The following is a 21,764-nucleotide window of genomic DNA, read 5'->3' as shown; positions in this document are numbered from 1 at the left end:
GGCGCCCGGGACGGACGCCTGGATGGTTTATCGGCGAGAAGCGTCCGGGACCTGAGCGACAGCCGCGCTGACCTGGGCGCCGAGCTTGGGGGGCAGGGCGTTGAGGACCTCGGCCGCGTCGCCAGGGTCCATGGTCGAGAGGATCCGGCTGACCTCCTCGACCGGCAGCCGCTGCGCGATCGCCGACGCTTTGTCCGGGTCCATCTGTGCCCAGGTCGCCCCGAGCCGCTTCTCGTCGTCGGTCGCGGGCTGGCCTCCGGCGGTCATCTCGGTCGTGCCGGCGCCGGCCGTGCCGGCCGCGGCGATGGCGCCGGGGCTGCTGCGGGCGATCGGGGCGGTGCTCGGCCGCGGTTGGGCCAGCAGCGATTGGACCTGCTGCTGGGCCGCGGTGACGCGGGCGTCGTCCGCGGCTTGCGCCTGGCGGGACTGCTCGAGCTGGGCGTTCAGCGAGCGAATCTCGCGGTTGCGGTCGACGATCGTCTGTTGCTGGGCGGCGAAGCTGAGCGGGCGGGCGGCAACGCCCAAGACGTTGCCGGCAGCCGTCCAGAACGGCTTGAGCGGTCCGTTGGCGATCGCGTTGTGCGAGGGCGGCCAGGCCAGCGCGACGGCCAGCGCGGCCAGCGCGAGCAGCGGGAGGACGTAGCGGCCGAGACGGACTTTGCGGCGCCGGCGACGAGTGACGATCACGATGCGGTTCCTTCGGGAGCGGTTCGCTCGAACAGACGGGCGTTCAGGTCGTCGAGCTCGCGCTGTTCGACGCGATTCTCCTCGAGCGCGAACGCCTCGCGGCGGCGTTCCTTGAGGGTGTCGAGGACTTGCCGGTCACGCGCCGCGTCGACGAGCTTGAGGCGCGCCTGCTCGGTGTCGACCTTGGCGGTCGCGACCTTCTGCTGCGCGCCGACGATGGCGCGGTCGAGGTAGTCGAGGTGGACGTAGGTGGCGCGCAGCTCGACGACGTCGAGCGTGGCGTGCTCGCGGATCAGGCGGTCGCGCGCGCCGTCGCGCCGTCCGATCAGATCGTCGCGCGCCGCTTCGGCGGCCAGTTGCGCGGCCAGCATGCGGGCGTGGTCGCCGGCGCGCTCGCGCTCGACGCGCTCGCGATGCTGGAGGACCGGGTCGAGCCGGAAACGGAAGCGCATCAGCCCAGCCCCAGCACGCCGCGCTCGGCGTCTTCGAAGGTCGAGCCCTCGTAGATGCCTTGGCGCAAGAACATGCGGACCTGATCGATGCGCGCCAGCGCGTGATCGACGCGCGGGTTCGAGCCCGGCACGTAGGCGCCGATGTTGACCAGGTCTTCGGCGTCGCGATAAGTGGCCAGGATGTCGCGCACGACCGAGGCGGCGGCGGTGTGCGAGGGCGGGACCACGTCGGGCATGACGCGGCTGACCGAACCCAGCACGTCGATCGCCGGGTACTGGTTGGCCGAGGCCAGCTTGCGCGAGAGGACGATGTGCCCGTCGAGGATCGAGCGCACGGCGTCGGAGACCGGCTCGTTGAGATCGTCGCCGTCGACCAGGACGGTGTACAGCGCGGTGATCGTGCCGACGTCCGAGGTCCCGGTCCGCTCGAGCAGCTTCGGCAGCAGCGCGAACACCGAGGGCGTGTAGCCGCGCGTCGTCGTCGGCTCGCCGATCGCCAGGCCGACCTCGCGCTGCGCCATCGCGAAGCGCGTGACGCTGTCCATCATCAGCATCACGTCCAGGCCTTGGTCGCGGAAGAACTCGGCGATGCGCGTCGCGACGAAGGCCGCCTTGATGCGGACCAGTGCCGGTTGATCCGAGGTTGCGACGACGACGATCGAGCGCCGCAGACCCGCTTCGCCCAGGTCGCGCTCGAGGAAGTCGCGGACCTCTTTGCCGCGCTCGCCGACGAGCGCGATGACGTTGACGTCGGCGGCGGTGTTGCGCGCCATCATCCCCAGCAGCGTCGACTTGCCCACGCCCGAGCCGGCGAAGATGCCGACGCGCTGGCCTTTGCCGACCGTCAGCAAGCCGTCGATCGCGCGCACGCCCACGCCCAGCGGTTCGGTGACGCGGCGGCGGGTCAGCGAGTTGGGCGGCCGGCCCGAGATCTCGGCGCGGCGCGCGTCCGCGATCGCGCCCAGCCCGTCGATCGGGCGGCCCAGGCCGTCGAGGACGCGGCCGAGCAAACCCGGCGCGAGGCCCAACTGCAACGGGCGGCCGAGCGCGACGACCTCGGAGCCGGCGGCGATGCCGCCCAGCTCGCCGAGCGGCATCAACAGCACCTTGGCGTCGCGGAAGCCGACCGCTTCGGCGAGCACCGGCTCGGCGGTGCGGCGGTACGCGATGGCGGCGGTCTCGCCGATCGCCATCGGCGGCCCGTTCGACTCGATCACGGTCCCGATCACCTGGCTGACCCGGCCGTTGGTGCGGATCAGGTCGACGTCGTTCAGCTCCTCGAGGTACCGGCCGGCGTCGAACGGGTGCGGGCGCGGTTCGGTCGTGGTCACGACGCTCTCGCCGTCGTCAGTCCGTTCGCGGCGAGGTGTTCGCTCGGGGCCGGCTCGACGATGAGCTCTTCCTCGATGTGCAGGATCTTGCGCGCTTCTTCGAGCTGCGTGGAGATCCGCGCGTCGATCGTCCCGGCCGCGGTGTCGACGACGACGCCGCCGCGGTCGACGCGCTGGTCTTCGACCACCCGCAGGTTGCGGATGTCTCCGATCGCGATCAGCTCGTCACGGTGCTCGCGCATCCGCTCGAGGTCGGCCGGATTGACGCGCACGGTCACCGTGTCGCGCTCGATCAAGCGCGCGATCGCGGTCTTCGCCATCTCGATGACCACGCCGCGGTCGAGCGCGACCTGCTGGTGCAGCACGCGCTCGGCCAAGCCCAGAGCCAGGCGCACCAGCTCCGGCTCCGCCTGTTCGATCAGCTTGTGGCGCTCGACGCGCGCCATCTCGAGCAGCCCGCGCATCGTCACCAGCATGTCGTTCATGTCGCGGTCGGCCGCTTCGCGGCCCTGCGCGAATCCTTCGTCGTGCGCCTTCGTGCGCGCATCCTGCTCGATCGTGCGCGCGTGGGCCGAGGCTTCCTCGACCAGCGTGCGTGCCCGCGCATGCGCGTCGCGCAGCAGCGTCTCCGCCTCCTGCGCGGCGCGGTCGAGCAGCGCTTGCGCCTGCGCGCGCAGCGCTTCGACGTCGACCGCCGGCGGAGGCGGCGGCGCGAGCGGATAGTCGGGCAGCAGCCCGCCGTCCGCATCGTACGCGAAACCGTCCGTCAGCTCGACGCCGTCGGTCTCGAGGTACTCTGCGATCGGCGGCGGCGGTGCCTCCGGAACCGCGAGCGCATAGCGCTCAGTCCGAAGCTTCGCGCCTTTGACTACGCGGCCCAAGCTAGACTATCCGATCGTCTTTCCCGCCGCGAGCGATGATGATCTGGCCGTTCTCCTCGAGCGTGCGAATCACGTCGACGATGTTCTGCTGCGCCTTGCCGACCTCGCGGACGCGCACCGGGCCGAGCACCTCGATGTCCTCGCGCAGCGTCTGCGCCGCGCGGGTGGACATGTTCTTGTAGATGCGGGCCAAGAGGTCGTCGTTGGCGGTCTTGAGCGCCAGGGCCAGATCCTTACCGTCCACTTCCTTGAGGACGCGTTGGATCGCGCGGTCGTCGAGGTTGATGATGTCCTCGAACACGAACAGCAGGTTCTTGACTTCCTCGGCGACGGCCGGATCGCGCCGGGCCAGGCCGTCGAGGATGTTCTTCTCCGTCTCGCGGTCGACGAAGCCCATGACCTGCGCGAGCGACTGCACGCCGCCGGCCTTGGTGAAGTCGGAACCGCTGACCAGCAGACGGCGACCCAGCAGCTCGTCCAATTGCTCGAGGATCTCCGGTGCGGTCTTCTGGAGGATGGCGATGCGCATCGCGACTTCGCCCTGCAGCTCCGGCTCGAGCTGCGAGAGCACGGCGCCGGCCTGGTCGGGCGACATGTAGACCAAAATGAGCGCGATGGTCTGCGGATGCTCTTCCTTGATGAACTCGAGCAGCTGCGCCGGCTCGGTCTTCTTCACCAGCTCGAGCGGGTTGCCGTGCTTGAGCGCCGCGAAGAGGCGGTTCGTCATGTCGTCGGCTTGGCCGGCGCCGAACGAACGCTCGAGGATCTCCTTGGCGTACTCGATCCCGCCCTCGTTGATGTACTTGAGGGCGATCGCGCGCTGATACGCTTCTTGGATGACGGCGTCGCGCTTGTCGATCGCGACCGTCGAGATCTTCGCGATCTCCAGGACGATCCGCTCGACCTCGTCTTGGCGCAGGAACTTGAAGATCGTCGCGGCCAGCTCCAGGCCGATCGTGATCATCAAGATGGCGGCCTTCTCGGGCCCCGTCATGTCCGGAACCGACGCCGAGCCGTAGGCGTCGACCAGGGACGTCCCGATCGGATCGTCGCCAAGCGTCAAGATCGGCTTATCAGAGATCACAGCTGTTTACTCCGCGAGCCATAGTTTCACGAGCTTGGCGATGTTGTCGGGGTTCTCTTGCGCGACGGTGGTCACGTATTCGATCATCTGCTCGCGCGTCAGGTCGGCCGCGGAGCGTATCGGGGCGGCGATCGACGGGGTGCCGTCGAGCATGGGGTGCTCTTCGAACGAGGGCAGCTCTTCGGCCAAGGTCGAGTCGAAGGTCGGGAGCTCGGCGCTCGGACGGAACGTCCGGCGGCGCACCAGGGCGAAGGCCGCGCCCGCACCGATCACACCGAGGATCGCGAGCAGCGCCAGCGCCGGGACCAGCGGGATACCCAGCACGGTCGTCGAGGTCGGACCGTACCCGACGGCGTTCGGTACCGGCGCGAACGGAATCGCTTCGACCGAGATCTGGTCGCCGCGCGCCGGGTCGATGCCGGCGGCGGCGGCGATGACGTTGCGAATCTTGGTGACGTCGGCCGGCGCGACCGTGTACGGCGCGTTGGCGCCGGCCGGCGCGGTCGCCGGGACGTTGACCAGGACGGCGACCGACAACCGCGTGACCTTCCCGGGCGCGTCGACGTGCTTGCCGTCGGTCTCGGTGATCTCGTAGTTGGTCGTGTTCTTGGTGTGCGTGTAGCGGCTGTTGCCCTGCTGCTGCTGCGTCCCCTGATAGGTCGGCACGACGTTGGTTGTCGTGCCGGGAACGCCGCCGGCCTGACGCGGCGGGGTGCCGGTACCGTTGTAGCTTTCGCGCTCCGTCTGCTGCGAGCGAACCGTGCCTTGCGGCGCGTACTGCTTGGTCTCGGTGGAGTTCGCGTCGAAGTTCATCTCGCTCGCGACGCGGACGGCCGAGTGGTGCGCGCCCAGCGTGTTGTCGAGCAGCCCCTGCAGATTCTCTTGCAGGTCCGACTCGAACTTTTCTTTCGCGACCAGCTGGTCTTGCGTCATGCGCAGCGCGCTCGCGCCGTCGTCTCCGGTCGAGCCGTCGGCGGTCGCGCCCAGGGGCGCGGGACGCAAGATGGTGCCGTTCTGATCGACCAGCGTGACGTTCTCGGGCTTGAGGCCGTCGACGGCGCCGGCGACCAGCTGCGTGACGCCGCGTACCTGCGCCGCGTCGAGCTGCATCCCGGGCTTGGTGACGATCGCGACCGACGCGGTCGTGGGCAGCTGCGAGGTCGAGTAGAGCGAGGCTTCGGGGCTGGCGATGTGGACGCGCGCGGACTGCACTTCGCTCAGGCCGGAGATCGTCCGTTCGAGCTCGCCTTCGACGGCGCGCTCCTTGGCGATCTTCTCCTGGAAGTCGGTCATGCCGAGGTTGGTGCGGTCGAAGAGCTCCCAGCCGGTGCCGCCGCCCTTGACGACATTCTCACCGGCGAGCTCGACGCGCTGCTCGGCGACGTCCTGCTCGGGGACCAGGACGGTCGTCCCGCCGTCGGCCAACCGATGCGGGATCTTCTCCGCGTCAAGTTTTTGTAGGACCGCGTTGGCTTCGTCGGCCGGAAGGTTGCTGAACAGCACCGCGTACGCCGGACCCCGCAAGCGGAACGCTCCGAAGATCGCCACGCCGATGACCAATGCCAAGACCACGGCGCCGTATCCGAGCCGGGTCGATGGGGACTGGCCGTTCCACCATTCACGGAAACGCCCCGTGAACGCCGCGAACGACGAGCTCAATTGATCCACAAGCCACCTTTGCGCGCCGTCCTCGCAGCGACGCGCGGTATGCCGACCGTGGCGTGATCCATCGTGCCTCCGTGCACGACGCTATCAGCACTATCGGCGCGAGGGTTGCTCACCTTTATTGGATGATCGGCGGTGAGCAAGCGTGCGACCCGTGTCACGTCGCGATAGCCGAGCGCTCGGGACCGACCGAGACGGCCGCGATCGGCGTCCCCGTGAGCTGTGCCAGCCGGTCGAGAAAGGACCGCGCGGTGGGCGGCAGATCGGCGATGCGGCGGACCCCGCGCAGGTCTTCCGTCCAACCGGGGTGTTCCTCGACGTCGACCCGCAGGTCGGGGTCCATCAGCGCCTCGGCGCCGGCCTCGAGGCCGTCCGCGCGGCGATAGCCGGTCACGATCCCGATCCGGTCGAACCCCGAGAGGACGTCGAGCTTGGTGATGACCATCGCGTCCAAACCGTTGAGCTGCGCGGCGTAGCGAGCGGCGACCGCATCGTACCACCCACAGCGACGCGGGCGACCGGTCGTCACCCCGACCTCGTGTCCCTGCGCGCGCAAGCGTTCGCCGCGCTCGTCGAGCAGCTCGGAGGGGAACGGGCCGCCGCCGACGCGCGTGCAGTAGGCTTTCGCCACGCCGAGCACCCGCGCGACCGCGGTCGGACCGACCCCGAGTCCGGTGCAGGCGCCGCCGGCCAGCGTGTGCGAGCTGGTGACGTAGGGATAGGTGCCGTAAGTCACGTCCAGCATGGTGCCTTGCGCGCCCTCGGCGAGCACCCGCTCGCCTCGCGCGAAGGCGGCTTGCAGCCAGCCGACGCCGTCGACGACGTGCGGGACGACGCGGCGCGCGAGCGCCAGCGTCTCGCCGACGACGTCTTCCTCGCGCGGGACCTCGTCGGCGCCGGCGAACTGCGCGGCCCGCGCCAACAGCGTCGCGCGAATCTTCGTCGCCAGCACTTCCGGCTTGGCGAGGTCGGCGAAGGTCACGCCGAGCCGCGCGACCCGGTCGACGTAGGCCGGCCCGATCCCGCGCCCGGTCGTTCCGATCGCCGAGCCGCCGCGCTGTTTTTCCGCCAGGCGATCGAGCACGCCATGATACGGGAACACGACGTGCGCCCGGTCGGAGACGACGATCCGCCCGATGTCGACGCCGAGCTTCGCCAGCGTGTCGAGCTCGTCGACCAGCCCGCGCAGCGAGAGCACCGTTCCGCCGCCGATCAGCAGCCGCGTGTTCTCGACCAGCACGCCGGAGGGCACCACGTGCAACGCCAGCTTGGTGTCACCCACCTCGATCGAGTGCCCGGCGTTGTCGCCGCCGCCGAAGCGCGCGATGACGCCGTAGTCGCGCGCCATCAAATCGACGATCCGCCCCTTGCCCTCGTCCCCCCACTGAATCCCCACGCAAATGTCCAACGGCGCTCCGCCCCCGGCTCCGCGCGCCCCACGCTGCGCGTGGGGCCCCCACGCACCGAGCGCGCTCACGATTGCCTCACGGCGCGGCTCCCCGTGGGCGCGCTTCTCACCATGCTGCTAGTCGCCACGGAAATCCAAGTCGGAGGTCGAGCCGACCGGCAGCGCGGGGACGCCTTCGAAGTCGGTCATCACGTACTCGGTGAAGAGCGCGTTGGGCCACGCGAAGTCGACGCGCGAGAACTTCGCGGGGTCGTCGGGATTGAACGATTCGTGCAGCAGATGATCGCCCGGATCGGACGCGAGCAGCTCGTTCATGACGTCTTTGCGTTCGGTCTCGCTGGTGGCCGTGAAGCCTTGCATCAGCAGCGCCAACGGCCACACGTAGCCGTCATTCGTGTGCGGTGAGCCGATTCCGCGTGCCAGCTTGCCGGCGTAGTACGTCGGATCGTCCTTGGAGAGCAAGAACCGCCGCGTGTTGCGGTAGATCAGCGAGTTGGTCGTACCGTAGCCGAGGTAGGGAGCGGACAGCAGCGAGGGGATGTTGGCGTCGTCCATCAGGATCGAGTTGCCGAGTCCGTCGACCTCGTAGGCGTATACGTAGCCGTAGTTCGGCGTGAACACGACGCCGTACGTCTGGATCCCGGCCTGCACCTCATCGCGCAACGCGAACGCGCGCTGCGCTTTGATCAGGTTGTGGTAGACGTCGCGCTCGATCTCGCCGAGCTCGCCCAGCCCGACCACGGCGAACATCTCCGAGGGGATCAAATAGTTGTACGTGCAGGCGTCGTCGGAGGGACGGAAGCCGGTCCAGATCATCCCGGTGTAGCCGACGTTGTTGCCGCGTCCGCCGTTGGGCAGCTCCTTGTGCGAATACGGGTGCGTCGTAACGGCCGGATGGTCTTGCTCGCGCTCCATCGTCTCGAGCGCCTTGTCGAACCCGGCCGAGAGATCGCCGGTGAAGATCGAGTCGTCGCCGGTCTGCTTCCAATACGTCCACGAGAGCGAGATCGGGTAGATCAGCGAGTCGAGCTCGAACTTCTCTTCCCAAACGCGGTAGTCGAGCGTGAAGGCGTTCGCGTAGGGATCGATCTGGAGGTACTTGCCCATGCGCGCGATGATCCCGCGCAGCAGGCTGCGCACTTGCGGATCGTCCTTGGCGAAGAACAGGTATGGGCGCACCTCGGCGCTTGCGTCGCGCAGCCATTCGGCCGGGATGTCGCCGGTGCGCACGTACGCGGTGCCGTCGGACGCGATGGTGATCTCCTTGCCCGTTTCGAGCAAGGCCGACCGGTAGAGCGCTTCCAGCTTGGGATCGGAGACGGAATACCCTGCCGCGGCTTTCGAGACGGCGTCGAGTTCGACTGCCAAGGCGTAGCTCGGCGCGAGCAACGCGACGGCCACGAGCATGCAAAGCAGCGCGCGGACGAGGTGGAAACGCATCCTCAGAGCGCCCTTACCATACGGTCCCTTCACTTTCCTCGCGCGTCACACGAGCTTGACGATCGTCACTCCCAGCCCTAGCACAGATCGGCGAGGCCCTCGAGATCGACGCCGGCGCGCTCGCGTAGGACGCGATAGATCAACGCCGCCGGAAACCCGAGCCGTTCCAGCTTGCGCGCGGCCGACGGATACGAGAGCGCCGGCGTCGTCCGGCGCAGCCGCTCGTAGGCCAGCGCGGCGCGCTGCGCCTCGGACGTCTCCGAGGTGTGCACCCGCTCGCGCGCGGCCTCACGGTCGATCCCGCGCTTGACGAGCTCGGCGACCAGCCGCGCGTCGCCGACCGGCGCGCGCCGGCCTTCGACGTAGAGCGCTGCGTAGAGTCGATCGTCGAGCAGACCGTCACGTTTGCACGCCTCGAGTGCGGCGGCGACGGTCTCGTCGTCGAACCCCTTGCGCTGCAGACCGGCGGCCAACTGTGCCTCGGTGAGACGGCGCCGCGCCAACATGCGCAGCGCCGTCACCCGTGCGGTCGCCACCGCGGATTATTCGTCGTCGCCGACCGCAACCGCGCCGACGGGCTTGGCGATCCCGTTCGGCGACGCGGTGGCCTTGAGGGCCTCGCGGATCTTGACCGAGATCTCGTCGGCCACGTCGGTGTGTTCCTCGAGGTACGCCTTGGCGTTCTCGCGGCCCTGACCGATGCGCTGCTCGCCGTAGGTATACCACGAGCCCGACTTCCCGATGATGTTGCGTTCGAGTGCCACGTCGATGATCGAGCCCATCTTCGAGATGCCCTTACCGTAAGTGATGTCGAACTCGGCCTGCCGGAACGGCGGCGCGACCTTGTTCTTGACCACCTTGACCCGGGTGCGCGAGCCGACGACGTCCTGCCCGACCTTGATCTGCTCGAGCTTGCGCACGTCCAGGCGCACCGAGGCGTAGAACTTCAGCGCGCGGCCGCCCGAGGTCGTCTCGGGATTGCCGAACATCACGCCGACCTTCTCGCGCAGCTGGTTGATGAAGATCATGACGCACTTGGAGCGCGAGATCGCGGAGGTCAGCTTGCGCAGCGCTTGCGACATCAGGCGCGCCTGCAAGCCGACGTGGGTATCGCCCATGTCGCCTTCGAGCTCGGCCTTGGTGACCAGCGCCGCGACCGAGTCGACGACGACGACGTCGACCGCGTTCGAGCGCACCAGCATCTCGGCGATCTCGAGTGCCTGTTCGCCGGCGTCCGGTTGCGAGACCAGCAGATTGTCGAGATCGATGCCCAGCCCTTGGGCGTAGGTCGGGTCGAGCGCGTGCTCGACGTCGACGAAGGCGGCGGTGCCGCCGGCCCGCTGCGCCTCGGCGATGACGTGCAGCGCGAGGGTGGTCTTACCGGACGACTCCGGACCGTAGATCTCGACGATGCGTCCGCGCGGCAAGCCGCCGACGCCGAGGGCGAGGTCGAGGGCGATCGACCCGGTCGAGATGACGTCGAACGCCATCCGCTCCTGGATCTCGCCCATCTTCATGATGGACCCCTTGCCGAACTGGCGCTCGATCTGGGCGAGCGCGTTGCTCAGGGCTACTTGTTTTTCGTCGGCCATGATGCTCCGTACGGTGTGCGTCGAATCGTTTGACGGACTCGACCGTATCGCGCCCGGGTGCCATCTGGATGGCACCAGCGCCCTATTAATTCACGACGTTCGCCCCGGCCGGCAATCGAACCTACGTTCGACGAGCATTCTCTAAAAGACTTGACTTAATTAAGCGACAGCTACATAATGACCGCCGTGGAAGCCTTCGCGGCGCTGGCCGACCCGACCCGGCGGCGCATCGTCGAGCTGCTGGCGCAACGCGAGTACGGCGCCGGCGAGCTGGCCCACCGCTTCGACATGACGCCGCCGGCCGTGTCGCAACACCTGCGCGTGCTGCGCGACGCGGGCTTGGTCCGCGTCCGCCCGCAAGCGCAGCGCCGCATCTACGCGCTCGCGCCGGACGGGCTGGCGGAGCTCGACGCCTGGCTGGCGCGCTTCCGCCGTTTTTGGTCGACGCACCTGGACGCGCTGGAACGCCAACTCACCGACACCGACGCAACGCGGAGGAACACGCCGTGACCGACGAGGGTACCGTCATCGCGCCCGACACGATTCGCTTCGAGCGACCACCGTCGTTCGCGCACGCCACGATGGAGCGGACGTCGTGAACGAGCTCGCCACCTTCATCCCGCCCGGCACGCTGCGTTTCGAACGCGTGCTGCCCGGCCCGATCGAGCGCGTCTGGGATCATCTCACCAAGACGGAGCTGCTGGCCACCTGGTTCGAAGGGGGCACCGTCGGAACGCGCGTCGGCGAGGGGGTCTCGTTTCCGTTCGGGATGATCGGAACCATCACGGAGTACGAGCCGCCGCGGGTCATCGAGTACACTTGGAACGAGCCGGAGGCGTCCGGTGGCCCGGTGGTCGATGGGCTCGTGCGCTGGGAACTGCGTGCGGACGGCGACCGCGTGCGGCTCACGCTCACGCACAGCCGCATGCCCGCCGGGTCGCTGAGCGGGTTCGGCGCCGGTTGGCACGCCGGTTTGGCGGGGCTCGCGGCGGCGCTGGCGGGCACCGCGGAAGACGCCGAAGACAGCGACTACACGGCGCTCGAACCGCTCTACGCCGAGCGCATCGCCTCACACACCTAACAGCGCGGGCAGCTCGGCCATCGCGGTGAAGACGCGCGCGCCGGCCGCGGCGAGCGCGTGCGCGTCTTCGTCCGCCGCGTAGCCGTAGACGTCCATTCCGGCGGCAACCGCGGCCCGCACGCCGCTGGGCGAATCTTCGATCACGACGCTGCGCTCCGGCGCGACGCCCAGCGCCGCGGCGGCGTACAAGAACAGGTCGGGCGCGGGTTTCGGCCGCGCGACCACCGACGCGGTGTACACGCGTTCGCCGAAGTAGCGGTCCAGGTTCGTCACGACGAGTGAGAGCGCGACGCGGGCCGGCGGCGACTGCGAGGCGACGCACGACGCGACGCCCGCCGCCTGCACGCGCGCGATCACGCCCTCGACGCCGTCGACCGCGCGCAGCTCGCGCACGAAGCCCAGCGCGCTCGCCATCGCGTAGTCGTAGGTCCAGCTCGCCGGCACGCGCGTACCGGCGATGCGCTCGATCTCGGCGTTGTCCTCGTCGATGGTCTTGCCTTTGAAGCGGCGGCGCACCTCATCGGGCGAGAGCTCGATCCCGAGGCGTCGCAGCTCGCGCGACTCGATCGCGTTGACGATCCGTTCGCTGTCGACCAGAACGCCGTCGCAGTCGAAGATGATCAGTGCGGCCGGAGTATCCATACGAACCTCTCTCGCTCGAACGCGCCCTGCGCCCTCCAGCGAATCTCCGCCGACGGCCGTCCTGCGGGGAAATGCGCTAATCGCTGCGAACGCCGCGCAGCGCCGAGGTCCTTAAGGAGCGGGCATGCGTTCGTTTTGGCGTCGTTTCAGCCTCACACTGAGCGTTATCGTACTCGGTTGGTCTGCCGCCGGCTGCGGCGGCGGCGGCAGCGGCCTGACGCCGACCGGCAAGCCGTCCGGCAAGGGCACCGCGCTCTTTCGCGTCTCGATCCCGAAGAAGGCCGCCACCAGCGGTCGCAGCCGCGTGCCGGCCTACGTGTCGCCGGCGACGCAGGCGTTGAGCGTCGCGATCAACGGCCCGACGACGATCGACGAGACCGTCGCCCTGACGCCGACGTTCACCGGTTGTTCGAGCACGCTCGCCAGTACGCAGTGCACGCTGCAAGTCTCGCTCGCGCCGGGCAGCTACACCGCGACGCTCTCCACGTACGACGGCTACGACGCCGGCACGCAAGCGGCGACCGGCAACGTCCTCTCGACCGGCCAGAACCTCGCCTTCACCATCCTCGCGGGCCAGACCAACTCGATCGCCTTGAGCTTGTCGGGCGTTCCGGCACAAATCGTCGTCACGGCGCTCTCGGCGCTCGCGCCGGCGACCGGCACCAACGCGTACGACTTGGTCGGTCCCGCCGCCCACGCGTTCCTCGCCCAGGCGCTCGATGCCGACGGCAACATCATCGTCGGTCCCGGCTCGCCGACGTTCACCATCGCGGCGCCGACGGGCGCCCTCGCGGCCACGGCGGTCCAGCCGACGACGACGTCGCCGAATCAGTTCTCGCTGGTGCCGCCGACGACGTTCGGCAGCGACACCGCGACGTTCGGCGTCAGCGCGACCTACACGGGGCAGGCCACCGACGGCTGCGCGCAATCGGGCGCGGTCTGCGGGCCGGTCGACGTGACCGTCGACATGGTGCGCGCGCTGGTGGTGGCCAACTGCAGCGCGTGCGACGGCACGTCGGGTCCGAACAACGTCGAGATCTACGCGGACGGCGGCAGCGCGCCGCTGGTGACGCTCAGCGGGTCGTCCGTCGGCGAACCGCAGAACGTCGTCGCCGACGCGGGCGGCGACCTGTTCGTCGCCAACCAAGCCACCGACACCGTGACCGTGTTCGCCGCGCCGTCGTTCACCAAGACGACGACGATCGATTTCGGCGGCGGCCTGATGGCGGTCGCGCCGAACGGCACGCTGTACCTCGGCGATACCACCAACGGTGACAACATGGCCGCATACGCGCCGCCGTACACCGGCGCCGCGCAAGCGGCGTGGAATCCGATCGGCTTCACCGGCATCGCAAACAGTTTGGCCGGCATCACCGTCGGACCGAACGGCGACCTGTGGATCGACGACGACTACAACTCATACGTGTGGAAGTTCTCCGCACCGGTCACCGGCAGCCCGAGCCCGGCGGTCACCATCACGAGCGTGTCCGAGCCCGGCTCGCTGGCGCTCGACCCGTCCGGGAACCTGTTCGTGGTCAACACGCAAAGTTATCAGATCTACAAGTTCGCGGCACCGGTGACCAGCGGCTCGACGGCGACGACGGTCAACATCTCGCCGTGGGTCGGCGCGGCGATCGTCTCGGACGCCGGGGGAAACATCTACGAAGACGCGTGGTCCTGTTGCTCCGGTCCGTATCCCTCGCAGATGTTCCTCATCCCGGCCGGCACGACGTCGCCGTCGGCGGCGATCGCGATCTCGTCCAACGAACCGTACTACTCCGGCAGTGCCGTCAGCCAGCTGCGTTCGCTCGGGCTCGGCGCGAACGGCGTCTACGTCAACGACCTCGGTACCAACACCGGCGAACCCAACATCCAGGAGTTCAACTTCGCGCTGACCTCCAAGATCGCGACGATCACCACCGGCATCACGCAGCCGCAGGCGCTCGTCGTCGAGCCGTAGGCGAACGCCTCAGGCCGCCGGCGCGACTTCGAACAGGGCCCGGGTGAATTGCGCCGGGTCGAACGGCGCCAGCGCGTCCTGACCTTCGCCGACCCCGACGAACTTCACCGGAACCGCCAACTGGTCGACGATCCCGACCAGCACGCCGCCCTTCGCGGTCGAGTCGAGCTTGGTGACGACGACGCCGGTCAGCTGCGTAGCCTCGTTGAACAGCTTGGCCTGCGAGAGCGCGTTCTGCCCGGTCGTGCCGTCGACGACCAGCAGCGTCTCGGCCGGCGGCCCGCCGGTCTCGCGCTCGATCACCCGGCGCATCTTCTTGAGCTCTTCCATCAAGTTGGTCTTGGTCTGCAGCCGCCCGGCGGTGTCGACCAGCACGACGTCGATGTCGCGCGCCTTGGCCGCGCTCATCCCGTCGAACACGACCGATGACGGATCCGAGCCTTCGGCGCCGCGCACGTACTCGACGCCCGCGCGCTGCGCCCAGATCGCGAGCTGCTCGGCGGCCGCGGCGCGGAACGTGTCGGCGGCGACGACCATGACCTTCTTGCCCTGCGCGCGCAGCAGCGCGGCCAGCTTGCCGATGGTGGTCGTCTTCCCGCTGCCGTTGACGCCGACGACCAGCACCACTGCCGGTTTGCCGCTCAGGGTCAGCGTCATCGGCGCGAGGGTCAGGAAGTTCTGGACGTCGCGGCGGAACCGGGCGACGACCTGGTCGCTCGTCGTATAGCGGTCCTGGCGGGCGACCGCGCGCAACCCGTCGACGATCTTGAGCGTCGTCGGGACGCCGAAATCGGCCGCCAGCAGCAACTCTTCGAGGTCGTCCCACAGCCCCTCGTCGACCGGGCGCTTCGCCAAGGCCAGCTCCTCGAGCTCACCGCCGAACGCCTCGCGCGTCCGGGTCAACGCCGTGCGCAGCTTCGCGAACCAACTCATCGGGGACGGCGTGTTCGCCGCGGGTGGGTACAGGGCCCGCATGATCCCGCAACGCATGCTCGGTCCCGACGCGGCCGTCTCGATCATCGGTTTCGGCGGCTATCATCTCGGCAAGATCGCCGGCGAAGCGGAGGCGATTCGGCTGCTCCACGCCGCGATCGACGGCGGCATCACCTTCCTCGACAACGCGTGGGAGTACAACGACCACGTCAGCGAGGAGCGGATGGGCAAAGCGCTGGCGCAGAACGGCGCGCGCGACCGCGTCTTCCTGATGACGAAAGTCTGCACGCACGGCCGCGACGCCAACGTCGCGCGCGAGCAGCTCGAGGAGTCGCTGCGGCGCTTGCGCACCGACCACCTCGATCTGTGGCAGGTGCACGAGTGCGTCTACGACGACGATCCCGCGCGCCACTACGCCAAGGGCGGCGTGCTCGAAGCGCTCGACGAGGCGAAGCGCGCCGGCAAGGTGCGCTTCGTCGGCTTCACCGGCCACAAGCGCCCGGCCATCCATCGCGAGATGATCGAGCGCGGCTTCCCGTTCGACACCGTCCAGATGCCGCTGAACGTGCTCGACCCGCACTTCCGCAGCTTCGAGCGGCATGTGCTCCCGTCGGCGCGCGAGCGCGGCATCGCCGTGCTCGGGATGAAGGCGTTCAGCGAAGGGCGGATGCTCGAAGCCGGCGGCGTGGACCCCGACGACGCGCTGCGCTACGCGATGTCCCTGCCCGGCGTGCTGACCACCATCACCGGCATCGACAGCCAAGCCGTGCTCGACCACCACCTGCGCGTGGCGAACGATTTCACTCCGCTCGAGGAGAGCGAACTGCAGGCGCTGCGCAAGAAGTACTACGACCGCGCGACCGACGGCCACCTCGAGCTCTACAAGTCCTCGATGAAGAACGACGCCGACGAGGGCCGTGCGCAGCACGGCTTCCCGCCGATGTCGGAACTGGCGATGTAAACGCCGGCCGCCGGCAGCGAGGGCCGGGTCAGCGCTCCAGCGCGTTCTTGTACCAGCCGACCAGGTAGCGCTTGAACTCGACCAGCGCGTCGTGGTTCAGGTACACCTCGTGGCCGGCACGGAAGTAGACGAACTGGACCTGACGCTGCTGCGCGGCGTCGAGGTTCATGTGCTGCAGCAGGTACTCGGTACCGTAGAAGCCGGTGGCCAGGTCGAAGTAGCCGTTGGCCGAGAGGACGTGCAAGGTTGGGTCTTTCGCGATCGCCGCCTGCAGGTCGCCGACGACGCTGGGGGCATTGGAGTCCTCGCCGCGCTGGTACTTCCACGCCTGGTTGACGGTGAAGTCGACGACGTCGTACGGCCGTTGCGAACGGTAGCCCAGCACGTCGTGCGCGTAGTGATTGAAGGCCGAGACGTACGCCGCCGACGTCATCGTGTCGGACGGATCGAAGCTCGGATTGGTCGTGTTGGGGTCGATCTCGCGGCCGATGTAGCGGCCGTCGAAGCGGCCGATGTTCTGATCGCTGCCGCGCAGCAGCTGCGCCTGGAAGCGGTTGGGGTCGAGCCGCAGATTCGCCGCGTCGATGTAGCTCGTGCTCAGCCCGGTGAAGTCGTGGATCTGCGCGATGATCTGCGCGCGCGTGGCCGGATCGAGCGTATCGCCGCGCCGCAGGGCGGCGGCGTACGGGCCGCCGGCGAAGGCGCGCGCGCGATTGACGAAGGTGATCAGGTCCGGCGGCTTGCCGGGCACCCGGTGGTGGTACCACGCCACCGCCGCCTCGCTCGGGAAGTAGCCGATGTACGCGTAGTCCTCGCCGACGCCTTGGCCCAGCGGCAAGAAGTTGAAGTCCAGCGCCGAGGAGAGCAGCACCACGCCGTTGCAGGCGACCCCGTCGTCGAGCAGCTTGTTGACCACGTTGGCCGCGCGCGTCGTGCCGTACGATTCGCCGAACAGGAACTTCGGCGAGCTCCAGCGCCCGTTGGCGGTCAGCCAGCGCTCGACGTACTGCTTGAACGCGTTCGCGTCTTCGTCGACGCCGTAGAAGTCCTTGGTCGTCGCCTTGCCGACCAGCTCGCTCCAGCCGGTACCGACCGCGTCGACGAAGACCAGGTCGCTGGTGTCGAGCAGCGAGGACTCGTTGTCGACCAGCGTCCCGACGGCGGCCGGTTGGGCCGCGTTCTTCGGCACGGCGACCCGCACCGGGCCGAACGAACCCATGTGCAGCCAAATCGTCGACGAGCCGGGGCCGCCGTTCCAGAAGAACGTCACCGGTCGCGTGCGCGCGTCGGCACCGTCGGCGGTGTACGACACCGCGAACACGCTGGCCGTCGGACGGCCTTCGTCGTCGCGCAGCAGGATCGTGCCCGCGCGCGCGGTGTACGCGATGCGTTTGCCGTCGAGCACGATCGTGTGGTGCGTGACGGCGTCGGGCACGCGCGGGATTGGTTTGGGCGTCGGGGTGGGGGAGGCGGGCGGATCGCTTTGCGCGCGCAGCGCGCTCGGTGCGGCCGCGAACGCGGCGACCACCACGCAGCAGGCGAGGGCGAGGAACGTGCGACGCATCAGCGGGCCATCGATTCGTGGTAGAAGCGCACCAGGTCGGCCTTCAAGGCGCGACGCGCCTCGTCGTTCAGGTAGACCATGTGGCCGGAGGGATAGAAGCCGTAGGCGATCCGGGCGCGCCCGGCCGCATCGAGCCCGAGATGGTCGAGCGTGTACTGCGTGCCGAAGAACGGCGTCGCCAGATCGAACCAGCCGTTGGCGGAGAAGACGTGCAGGTACGGGTTCTTGACCATCGCTTGGCGCAAGTCGTCGGCGACGTTGGCGGTGACGATCGAGTTCTCGGTGCGGTTGTTCCAGTGCGCGCCGACCAGCGGGTAGTTCGTCCCCAGGTAGGGCCGATCGACCTTGTAGTCCAGACCGTCGCGCGCGTAGGCGCTGAACGCGCCGACGATGGCGTCGGCGAGCGCGTCGTCGCTGGTCGGATCGTACTGCGAGGTGTCATTGGTGCGGTCGAGGTCGGGGCCGGAGTAGCGCCCGTCCAGACGACCGGTCACGATCCCTTGGCCGTGCAGCAGCTGGTGCTCGAAGCGGCTGGGATCGAGGCGCAAGTGCGCGCGCTCGATGTAGGCGGGATCGAGTCCGGTGTCGGCGTGCAGGGTCGCGACGATGCGCGCCCGCGTGGCGGCGTCGAGCGTGTCGCCGCGCATCAGCGCGTCGGCGTACGGGCCGATCGCGAACGCGCGCACGCTATCGAGGAACGCCGGCAGATCGGCGGGCTGATTCGGCAGCGCGTGATGGTACCACGCGACCGCCGCCTCGGTCGGCAGGAACGCGATGTACCCGCGATCCTCGCCCGGGCCTTGGCTGTTGTCGAGCGAGTTGAAGTCGAGCGCCGAGGAGAGCAGCACCACGCCGTCGATCGCCATCCCGTCGTCCTGCAGGCGGTTGACGACGTCGGCCGCGCGCGTCGTTCCGTATGACTCGCCGAACAAGAACTTCGGCGAGCCCCAGCGGTCGTTGCGCGTCGTCCAGCTGCGGATGAACTGGTCGAACGCCTTGGCATCCTCGTCGACGCCGAAGAAGTCGGTCGGCTTCCCCTTGCCGGTGATGCGGCTGTAGCCGGTGCCGATCGCGTCGATGAACACCAAGTCGGTGGTGTCGATCAGCGACTCGGGATTGGGGCCGAGCGGCGTGCCCGGCGCGGGGGGCGTCGCGTTGCCGGGGATCGCGACGCGCAACGGTCCGAACGAGGCCATGTGCAGCCACATCGTCGACGAGCCGGGACCGCCGTTCCACAAGAACGTGACCGGCCGCGTGCGCGGGTCGGCACCGTCGGCCGTGTAGGCGACGTAGAACTGCTGGGCGATCTCCTCGCCGTCCGCGTTGGTCAGCGGAATCGTGCCCGCGTGCGCGGTGTAGGCGATCGGGTGGCCGTCGATGGTGACGGTGTGGTGCGTGACGACCTCGTTCGAGGCCGGGGCCGCGCTCGGCGAGGGTGCCGGCGCGGGCGACGCGGCCGGCGCCGCCGCCAATCCCGCCCCCGGGGCACACGCCAACAGCGCCGCCGCCAGGGCGACGTATCTCCTAATTATCACGGAGACGAGCTTCGCGCGCGCTACGCCGAGGCCTGCGCGTCGACCGCGTACACGAACGCCAAGACCTCGGCGACGATCGCGTACAGCTCGCGGGGCAGCCGCTGTCCGACTTCGAGCTTGGCCAGCGCTTCGACCAGCCCGGCATCCTGGTGGACGGGAACCTCGTGCTCGCGGGCCAGCCGCACGATCTCCTCGGCGGTCAGCCCGCGTCCGATCGCGACGATCTCGGGCGGCCCCGGCTTGGTGGGGTCGTAGTTGAGCGCCGCCGCGGCGGGACGTTCCGGCGCGTTGCGGCGCGCGTCGAAATAGCGCGATCTCATGCCGAGCGGTCCACCGTCGCATTCGGATCGACGGGCCGTGAAGGTGGCGCGGCGACGCCGATGGTCGCGGTCGACGCCAGCGTCGCACCGGCCGACGAGACGCGGTAGTGCAGCGCTTCCAGGCGCGCGGTCAAATGACCGAGCGCGTCGCGGAACGCGCGCACGGCCGGCGCGGCCTCGGCGCGTACGTCGACGCTGACCTCGCGATCGACGGTGATCAGATCGATCGCGACGGTGCCGTAGTTGGCGGTCTCGAGCACGAACGCGACGTGGAAGTTGTTCGCGTCGAGTGGCTGCCGCTGCGAGCCGCCGCCCTCGCGGCTGACCGCGATCGACGCGTTGGCGATCCCGTTGGGCGTCGCGAGCGGGAGCGTGAACGCGAAGCCGTCGGGCCGCGCCGCCAACGCTTGCGCGGCGTTCGTCTGCACGGCGGTCAGCGCGGTCAGCGCGCTCGTCAACGCGGTGTTCAGCGGCGCGGAGAGGGTCGGGCCCTCGGCCGCGACCGCGAGCATCGTCTGCTTGAGATCGACGTCGAGCGCGGCCGCGCGCTCGACCGCCATCGCGGCGGCCAGCGGACGCATCGCCGCCGGGTCGGTGCCGGCGTCGCTCACTGCCGGCGCAGCCGGCGCCGCTGCCGCCGTCGGCGGCGCGGGCGCCGCGGCGGCCGGCGCGTTGGCGGGTGCAGCCGGCGGCGTTGCGTCGGCGAACGGTGCGTCGACCGCGGTCGGATCGGCCGCTTCGGAGGCGGCCAACAGCAGCGCGAGCTTCGGTTCGCCGCCGGTCACGACGTGATCGACGTACGCGGCGATCTGCGCCGGCAGGGTCGGCGAACGCGGGTCGATCCGGCCGACGAACGCCAGCAGCGTGCGCAGCGTGGCGACGTGCGGATCGCTCGACGCGCGCGGCAGCGCGTTCTCCAGCGATGCGAGCGCGGCCGGAAGACGTTCGGGCGACTCGAGCGCGATGGTGGCGGCGGACACGCCGCTCGGCGTGACCGGCAGGCGCAGCGCGCGCAGCAACGCGACCGGCTCGGCGTACGCCGCCAAGCCGGCTGCACGCGTGACGCCGAGCGGTGCGGCGACCGGCAAGGGCGCGGCGTATCGTCCGGACGGCGCGGCAGGAATCGGCGCGCGTCCGAGCAGCGGCGGCAGGACCGCCCGCGGTGGTGGAGCGGCCGGCTCGTTGGCCGCGGTTGCGCCCGAGGCGGGTTCGGGCGGCGGTGCGGTCGCGCGCGCGGCGGCCAGGCGCGCCTCGATCGAGGTCGGCGCCGGTGCGCCGTCGGCGGCTCCGCGCACGGGCACGCCCGCGGTCCCGGTCGGCGCCTGCACGGTCACGCGCGGCTGCGTCTCGCCCGAGACGACCGGGGGCGGCCGATTCGCGCTCGCCGGCGGCGACGTCGGCGGTGCCGGCACGACGGGCGCACCGCTGCGCGGCGCCGGCGTGTCCGAGAGCAGCGAACCGAGCACGTTGGCCGGCAGGACGCGTCCGCTCACCATCGGCGCGCTGGCGGTGTCGCCGTCCGGCGGCACGACGAGCAGCTGCACGCGATCGCCTTCGACGGCCAGGATGCGCACCGTGACGCTGGCGCCGACCGGCTGCGGTTGGGGCAGCGCGGCGACGATGCGCTGCCCGCCGACCATCAGGACGTCGCTGCGCCCTTGCGTACCGACGATGCGCGCCGACGCCTGCATGCCGGCCTGCAACGCGACCGGCGGCGACGCAACGCCGGCCGGCGCGGCGTTCGCCGTCGGCGTGCTCACCGATACCGGCGTACTCGCCGACGGCGCCGTCGGTACCGTCGCGGGTGTCGCCGGTGCCGGTGGTGCCGTCGTCGCGGTGCTGCTGGCCGCCGGCGGGATGATCGGCGGCAGCGGGTTCTGAATCACCGGCGGGGCCTGCGGCTGAGCGGCGAGGGGCCCTTCGTTCTGGACGATCTGCAGCTGGATCCCGCCGTCCTCGGAGCTTCCCGTGATCTGCACCAGCAGCAGGTCGCCGGGATGCACGGTCGGCGGCAACGAGGCGGCCACGCGCAGGCCGCCGATCTCGAGCAGATCGGTCAGCCCGTTCGAGGCCAGCACGCGCGCCTGCACGACCGCACCCTGGTGCTGCGCGACAAGGGCCTGCAGCGCTTCGCCGTTGGCCGCCAACGCCGCCAGCTCGGCGTCGACGAGCGCCGCGAGCTCCGCGGCGCCGGCACCCCCGAGCGGGTCGACGGACACCTTCGCCTA

At 69.7% G+C, this 21,764-nt stretch carries 20 protein-coding genes; 4 read left to right on the top strand and 16 right to left on the bottom strand.

Annotated features, from left to right (window positions below; genetic code table 11):
* Positions 1 to 27: 27 nt before the first annotated feature.
* From VMD91_00635 to recA, 10 genes are all read right to left on the bottom strand, one after another.
* Positions 28 to 687 carry a hypothetical protein gene (locus VMD91_00635; GenBank protein ID HTW82552.1) on the bottom strand — a complete coding sequence of 220 codons (660 nt, stop codon included), beginning with the start codon at positions 685 to 687 and terminating at the stop codon, positions 28 to 30.
* Positions 684 to 1,139 (bottom strand): flagellar export protein FliJ, encoded by a 456-nt coding sequence (fliJ, locus tag VMD91_00630; GenBank protein ID HTW82551.1) that lies wholly within the window; start codon positions 1,137 to 1,139, stop codon positions 684 to 686. The genes VMD91_00635 and fliJ overlap by 4 nt, the downstream gene beginning before the upstream one ends.
* Positions 1,139 to 2,470 (bottom strand): FliI/YscN family ATPase, encoded by a 1,332-nt coding sequence (locus VMD91_00625; GenBank protein ID HTW82550.1) that lies wholly within the window; start codon positions 2,468 to 2,470, stop codon positions 1,139 to 1,141. Before VMD91_00625 ends, fliJ begins: the two co-directional genes overlap by 1 nt.
* A complete protein-coding gene (locus VMD91_00620; protein ID HTW82549.1) occupies positions 2,467 to 3,351 on the bottom strand; it encodes a FliH/SctL family protein in 885 nt (294 codons plus the stop codon). The genes VMD91_00625 and VMD91_00620 overlap by 4 nt, the downstream gene beginning before the upstream one ends.
* Position 3,352: 1 nt before the next feature.
* Positions 3,353 to 4,435 (bottom strand): flagellar motor switch protein FliG, encoded by a 1,083-nt coding sequence (gene fliG, locus VMD91_00615; GenBank protein HTW82548.1) that lies wholly within the window; start codon positions 4,433 to 4,435, stop codon positions 3,353 to 3,355.
* 6 nt (positions 4,436 to 4,441) lie between these two features.
* Entirely contained in the window at positions 4,442 to 6,103 is a 1,662-nt protein-coding gene (gene fliF / locus VMD91_00610) for a flagellar basal-body MS-ring/collar protein FliF (protein ID HTW82547.1), read from the bottom strand.
* Between the two features lie 154 nt (positions 6,104 to 6,257).
* A complete protein-coding gene (locus tag VMD91_00605) occupies positions 6,258 to 7,496 on the bottom strand; it encodes an adenylosuccinate synthase (GenBank protein HTW82546.1) in 1,239 nt (412 codons plus the stop codon).
* A gap of 129 nt (positions 7,497 to 7,625) precedes the next feature.
* The gene (locus VMD91_00600; GenBank protein ID HTW82545.1) at positions 7,626 to 8,948 is read right to left on the bottom strand and encodes a glycoside hydrolase family 125 protein; all 1,323 of its coding nucleotides are present in this window, start codon (positions 8,946 to 8,948) and stop codon (positions 7,626 to 7,628) included.
* A gap of 77 nt (positions 8,949 to 9,025) precedes the next feature.
* Complete coding sequence (locus VMD91_00595; GenBank protein HTW82544.1) at positions 9,026 to 9,484, bottom strand: regulatory protein RecX; 459 nt, start codon at positions 9,482 to 9,484, stop codon at positions 9,026 to 9,028.
* 6 nt (positions 9,485 to 9,490) lie between these two features.
* A complete protein-coding gene (gene recA, locus VMD91_00590) occupies positions 9,491 to 10,540 on the bottom strand; it encodes a recombinase RecA (protein ID HTW82543.1) in 1,050 nt (349 codons plus the stop codon).
* Between the two features lie 177 nt (positions 10,541 to 10,717).
* Here recA and VMD91_00585 point away from each other — a divergent pair, with 177 nt between their 5' ends.
* Positions 10,718 to 11,050 (top strand): metalloregulator ArsR/SmtB family transcription factor, encoded by a 333-nt coding sequence (locus VMD91_00585; protein ID HTW82542.1) that lies wholly within the window; start codon positions 10,718 to 10,720, stop codon positions 11,048 to 11,050.
* An 85-nt stretch (positions 11,051 to 11,135) separates the two neighbouring features.
* Positions 11,136 to 11,621 carry an SRPBCC domain-containing protein gene (locus tag VMD91_00580; protein HTW82541.1) on the top strand — a complete coding sequence of 162 codons (486 nt, stop codon included), beginning with the start codon at positions 11,136 to 11,138 and terminating at the stop codon, positions 11,619 to 11,621.
* Here the strand turns inward: VMD91_00580 and VMD91_00575 are convergent.
* On the bottom strand, positions 11,610 to 12,263 hold the full coding sequence (locus VMD91_00575) for an HAD-IA family hydrolase (protein ID HTW82540.1): 654 nt from the start codon (positions 12,261 to 12,263) through the stop codon (positions 11,610 to 11,612). The two genes, VMD91_00580 and VMD91_00575, sit on opposite strands and share 12 nt — an antisense overlap.
* 124 nt (positions 12,264 to 12,387) lie before the next feature.
* Between VMD91_00575 and VMD91_00570 the strand changes: the two genes are divergently transcribed.
* Positions 12,388 to 14,223: a hypothetical protein gene (locus tag VMD91_00570; GenBank protein ID HTW82539.1), complete on the top strand. Its 1,836-nt coding sequence runs from the start codon at positions 12,388 to 12,390 to the stop codon at positions 14,221 to 14,223.
* Between the two features lie 9 nt (positions 14,224 to 14,232).
* Here the strand turns inward: VMD91_00570 and ftsY are convergent, their stop codons facing one another.
* Positions 14,233 to 15,156, bottom strand: coding sequence for a signal recognition particle-docking protein FtsY (gene ftsY, locus VMD91_00565; protein HTW82538.1), 924 nt, complete (start codon positions 15,154 to 15,156; stop codon positions 14,233 to 14,235).
* A 40-nt stretch (positions 15,157 to 15,196) separates the two neighbouring features.
* Here ftsY and VMD91_00560 point away from each other — a divergent pair, with 40 nt between their 5' ends.
* Complete coding sequence (locus VMD91_00560; protein ID HTW82537.1) at positions 15,197 to 16,117, top strand: aldo/keto reductase; 921 nt, start codon at positions 15,197 to 15,199, stop codon at positions 16,115 to 16,117.
* Between the two features lie 28 nt (positions 16,118 to 16,145).
* Here VMD91_00560 and VMD91_00555 read toward each other — a convergent pair whose 3' ends face one another.
* The 4 genes from VMD91_00555 to VMD91_00540 are packed head-to-tail and all read right to left on the bottom strand — an operon-like array spanning position 16,146 to position 21,755.
* Positions 16,146 to 17,681: a hypothetical protein gene (locus VMD91_00555; GenBank protein ID HTW82536.1), complete on the bottom strand. Its 1,536-nt coding sequence runs from the start codon at positions 17,679 to 17,681 to the stop codon at positions 16,146 to 16,148.
* Positions 17,681 to 19,216 (bottom strand): hypothetical protein, encoded by a 1,536-nt coding sequence (locus tag VMD91_00550; protein HTW82535.1) that lies wholly within the window; start codon positions 19,214 to 19,216, stop codon positions 17,681 to 17,683. The genes VMD91_00555 and VMD91_00550 overlap by 1 nt, the downstream gene beginning before the upstream one ends.
* A gap of 20 nt (positions 19,217 to 19,236) precedes the next feature.
* Entirely contained in the window at positions 19,237 to 19,536 is a 300-nt protein-coding gene (locus tag VMD91_00545) for an EscU/YscU/HrcU family type III secretion system export apparatus switch protein (GenBank protein ID HTW82534.1), read from the bottom strand.
* Positions 19,533 to 21,755: a hypothetical protein gene (locus tag VMD91_00540; protein ID HTW82533.1), complete on the bottom strand. Its 2,223-nt coding sequence runs from the start codon at positions 21,753 to 21,755 to the stop codon at positions 19,533 to 19,535. Before VMD91_00540 ends, VMD91_00545 begins: the two co-directional genes overlap by 4 nt.
* Between the last annotated feature and the right edge of the window lie 9 nt (positions 21,756 to 21,764).

It is taken from the genome of Candidatus Sulfotelmatobacter sp., from assembly GCA_035504415.1.
In the GTDB taxonomy this organism is placed as follows: domain Bacteria; phylum Vulcanimicrobiota; class Vulcanimicrobiia; order Vulcanimicrobiales; family Vulcanimicrobiaceae; genus Vulcanimicrobium.
Note: the sequence above shows the minus strand (reverse complement) of the source record. Positions and strands in the feature narration are given on the sequence as shown.